1 protein-coding gene is annotated in these 4,467 nt (G+C 71.2%); it reads right to left on the reverse strand.

Features of this window, described 5'->3' with window-relative positions; all coding sequences use genetic code 11:
* On the reverse strand, positions 1 to 4,467 hold a 4,467-nt coding region (locus tag KUM40_RS41445; protein ID WP_374227394.1), incomplete at both ends, for a type I polyketide synthase.

Consider the following 4,467-nt stretch of genomic DNA (forward strand, 5'->3'; position numbering starts at 1 on the left):
CGTGGCATCGCCGTCGACGTAGGCATGGAGACGCTCCGCCTGCGCCACCACTGCAGACACACCACGCCCCGACACCACCCACGGCACCACCGACGAACCCACCGGAACCCGCGCAGCCCCAGCCTCCGCGGGTTCCACCACCGGCGGCTCCTCCACGATCACATGCGCGTTCGTCCCACTCAGACCGAACGACGACACAGCCGCACGCCGAGGCCGCCCGTCCTCGGCCGTCGGCCACTCCCGAGCCTCCGTCAGCAGCTCCACAGCACCCGCGTCCCAGTCGACGTTCGGGGTGGGAGCGTCCACGTGCAGCGTCTTCGGCATCACGCCGTTCCGCATCGCCATGACCATCTTGATGATGCCCGCGGCACCCGCCGCAGCCTGCGTGTGGCCCATGTTCGACTTGATCGACCCCAGCCACAGCGGCTGACCCTCGGCACGGCCCTGGCCGTAGGTCGCCAGCAACGCCTGCGCCTCGATCGGGTCACCCAGCGTCGTACCCGTACCGTGCGCCTCCACCACGTCGACCTGATCGGCACCCAGCCGCGCACTCGCCAGAGCCTGACGGATCACCCGCTGCTGCGACGGACCGTTCGGGGCCGTCAGACCATTGCTCGCCCCGTCCTGGTTGATGGCACTGCCGCGCACCACGGCCAGCACCTGATGGCCATTGCGGCGTGCGTCCGACAGGCGCTCCACCAGCAGCATGCCGATGCCCTCGCCCCAGCCCGTACCGTCCGTGGAGGCCGCGAAGGACCGGCAGCGGCCGTCGGAGGCCAGGCCTCGCTGGCGGCTGAACTCGACGAAGACCTCAGGCGTGGCCATCACGGCGACGCCGCCGGCCAGGGCCAGCGAGCACTCCCCCGAGCGCAGGGCCTGGGCCGCCAGGTGCAGGGCGACCAGGGAGGACGAGCACGCCGTGTCCACCGTGACCGCCGGCCCCTCAAGACCGAAGACGTAGGAGACGCGGCCGGAGGCGATGGCGCCTGTGCTGTTGTTGGCCGCGTAGTCGTGGTACATCATTCCGGCGAACACGCCGGTGTCGCTGCCCTTGAGGGCGGCGGGGTCGATGCCGGCCCGCTCGAACGTCTCCCACGACGTCTCCAGGAGCAGCCGCTGCTGGGGGTCCATGACCAGCGCTTCGTTCGGGCTGATACCGAAGAAGTCGGGATCGAAGCGGTCCGCGTCGTGCAGGAATCCGCCTTCGCGCGTGTAAGTGGTGTTGGGCCGCTCACCGCTGGGGTCGTAGACCTGCTCGACGTCCCAGCCCCGGTTGCCGGGGAACTCCGACACGGCGTCCGCACCGTCGGCCACCAGCCGCCACAGATCCTCGGGCGACTCCACACCACCCGGGAAACGGCACGCCATGCCCACGATCACGATCGGCTCGTCGTCGTAGGCGAGTACGGGTGCCGCGGCGGCGACGACGTCCTGGGTGTCGGCAACCTGCTCCAGCAGATGACCGGCGAGGGCATCCGGGGTCGGGTAGTCGAAGACCAGGGTGGCGGGCAGTCGCATGCCGACGGCCTCGCCGAGGGCGTTGCGGAACTCCACCGCGGTCAGTGAGTCGAATCCGAGTTCCTGGAACGCCCTGCTCGGCTCGATGGCGTGACCGCCGGCGTGTCCGAGCACCCCGGCCGCCCGGCCCAGGACCAGTTCGAGGACCGCCCCGTGCCGCTCGCCTTCCGGCAGGGAGGCCAGCCGACGGCGCAGCGCGCTCGACTCACCGGCGGAACCGGAGGAGCTGCGCCGCCGCGTCACCGGTACGAGAGTGCGGAACACGGTCGGCAGGTGTTCGCCCTGTGCGCGCAGCGCGGGCAGGTCGAGACCTGCGGGGACGAGCAGCGGGTCGTCCGAGGCGTGGGCCGCGTCGAAGAGGGCGAGACCCTGCTCGGCGGTGAGCGCGTGCATGCCGGTCTGCGAGATACGGGAGAGGTCGGTGCTGTTGAGCGTGTTGGCCATGCCGCCGGACTGCTCCCACAGGCCCCAGGCCAGCGACTGGGCCACGAGTCCGTTGGCCCGGCGATGTGCGGCGAGCGCGTCGAGGAAGGCGTTGGCCGCGGCGTAGTTGCCCTGGCCCGGGGCGCCGAGAACGCCGGCGGCCGAGGAGAACACGACGAACATCGAGAGGTTGTGGTCCGAGGTCAGCTCGTGCAGGTTCAGCGCCGCGTCCACCTTCGGGCGCATGACCCGGTCGAGGCGTTCGGGCGTGAGCGAGCCGAGGACGCCGTCGTCCAGTACGCCGGCGGTGTGCACGACACCGCTGAGCGCCACACCGTCCAGCAGCTCGGCGAGCGCCGCACGGTCGGACACGTCACACGCCCGTAGGTCGACCTCGGCCCCCAGGCCGGACAGCTCCGCGCAGAGTTCGGCGGCACCGGGCGCGGACATGCCGCTACGGCTGGTCAGCAGCAGTCGGCGCACTCCGCGCTCGGTCACCAGGTGCCGCGCGAACAGGGCGCCGAGCGCCCCAGTGCCACCGGTGACGAGCACCGTACCCGGGTCAGTGCCCTGATCCGTGCCCGAGTCCGAGTCGGTGTCCGAGTCGGTGCCCGAGTCCGAGGCTCCGGTGACGGCGGCCCGCGCCAGCCGTGCCGCGTGCGGTACGTCCTGCCGTACGACGAGCTGGGATTCGCCCGTCGCCACGGCGTAGCGGACGAGTGCGTCGAGGTCGGACACCTCGTCGGTGTCCGCCAGGAGAATGCGGTCGGGGTTCTCCGACTGGGCGGCACGAACCAGTCCGTGGACGGACGCCGCCGCGAGGTCGGAGACGTCTTCGCCAGGCAGCGCGGCAGCACCTCGGGTGAGGACCAGGAGGCGTGCCTCGGCGAAGCGCTCCTCGGCGACCCAGGTCTGCAGGGTCTCAAGGGCCCGGTTCGTCGCGGCCCGAACGGCTTCCGCGGTGGTGGTGTCGTTGGCGCTGCCGGATTCGGCCCCCGCCTCGCAACGCCATACGACGACGTCCGGTACGGACGTGTCCAGTACGGTGACGTCCTCCCAGTAGCGCCAGGTGACAGGCGTCGTCGACGAGGTGGCCGGCAGTTCGGTCCAGTCCAGACGGAACAGGGAGTCACGGTGGGCGGATCCGGCCGCGGCGAGTTGTTCGGCCGAGATGGGCCGCAGGACGAGCGACTCGACCGTGGCGACCCGCTGTCCGGCCATGTCCATGACCTCGACCGTCACCGCGCCTGAGCCCGAGCCCGAGGGCACCAGACGTACCCGGACGTCCGAGGCACCCTCGGCATGCAGCGTCACCCCGGACCACGCGAACGGAAGCGCGCCCTGCTCCCCGATGGCCCCGGTGAAGACGGCGGCGTGCAGACAGGCGTCCAGTACGGCGGGGTGCAGCGCGAACCGCTCGGCCCCTACGCGGGCCTGCTCGGGAAGGGTGACCTCGGCATACACCTCATTCCCGTCCGCGGACTTCCACACGGAGGTCAGGCCCCGGAACACCGGGCCGTAGGCCATGCCGGCCTCGGTGAATCCCTCGTACAGCCCGTCGAGTCCGACGGGCACGGCGCCGGCCGGCGGCCACTGGGCGACGGTCGGCTTCTCGGCCTGCGGGGCGCCGGGGGCCAGTACACCCGTGGCATTCCGGGTCCAGGGCAGGTCGGCGGTCGCGGAGTCCTGCCGCCGGGAGTAGACGGTGACGGTGCGGATGCCCGTGTCCTCCGCGGCACCGACCGCGACCTGTACCTGCACGCCACCGTGCTCGGGAAGCACCAGGGGCGCCTCCAGGGTCAGTTCCTCGACCAGGTCGCAGCCGACCTGGTCGCCCGCCCGTATGACGAGTTCCATGAAGCCGGTGCCGGGGAAGAGGATGGTGTCGCCCACGACGTGGTCGGCGAGCCAGGGCTGGGTGTCCGTGGACAGGCGCCCGGTGAGGACCACGCCGTCGCTGTCGGCGAGGGTGATGGTGGCGCCGAGCAGCGGGTGCTCGGCGGTGTCGAGCCCGGCCGAGGCGACATCCGCGGCCCCGAGATGGGCGTCGATCCAGTAGCGCTCGCGCTGGAAGGCGTAGGTGGGCAGATCGACGCGTTCAGCGCCGCGTCCGGCGTAGAAGGCGGTCCAGTCGACGGTGCCGCCCGAGGCAAACACCTGCCCCAGCGCCGTCACCGCCGTCACATCCTCCGCACGGTCCTTGCGCAGCACGGACGCGAAGATGACGTCGTCAGCAGCCGTGTCGAGAGTCTGCCGGGCCAGACCCGTCAGAACCGGGTCCGGACCGCACTCCACAAACCGCACCACACCCTGCCCCTGCAGGGCACCGATCCCGTCGGCGAAACGGACGGCCTCACGCACATGCCGCACCCAGTACTCCGGGTCCGTCAACTGCCCCGCCACCGCCACAGCACCCGTCACATTCGATACGACGGGCAGGGACGGCTCCGCATACGACAGCGACGCCACCACCCCACGGAACTCCTCCAGCATCGGCTCCATCAACAGCGAATGAAACGCATGCGA

The organism is Streptomyces sp. AC512_CC834, from assembly GCF_019049325.1.
GTDB lineage: Bacteria > Actinomycetota > Actinomycetes > Streptomycetales > Streptomycetaceae > Streptomyces.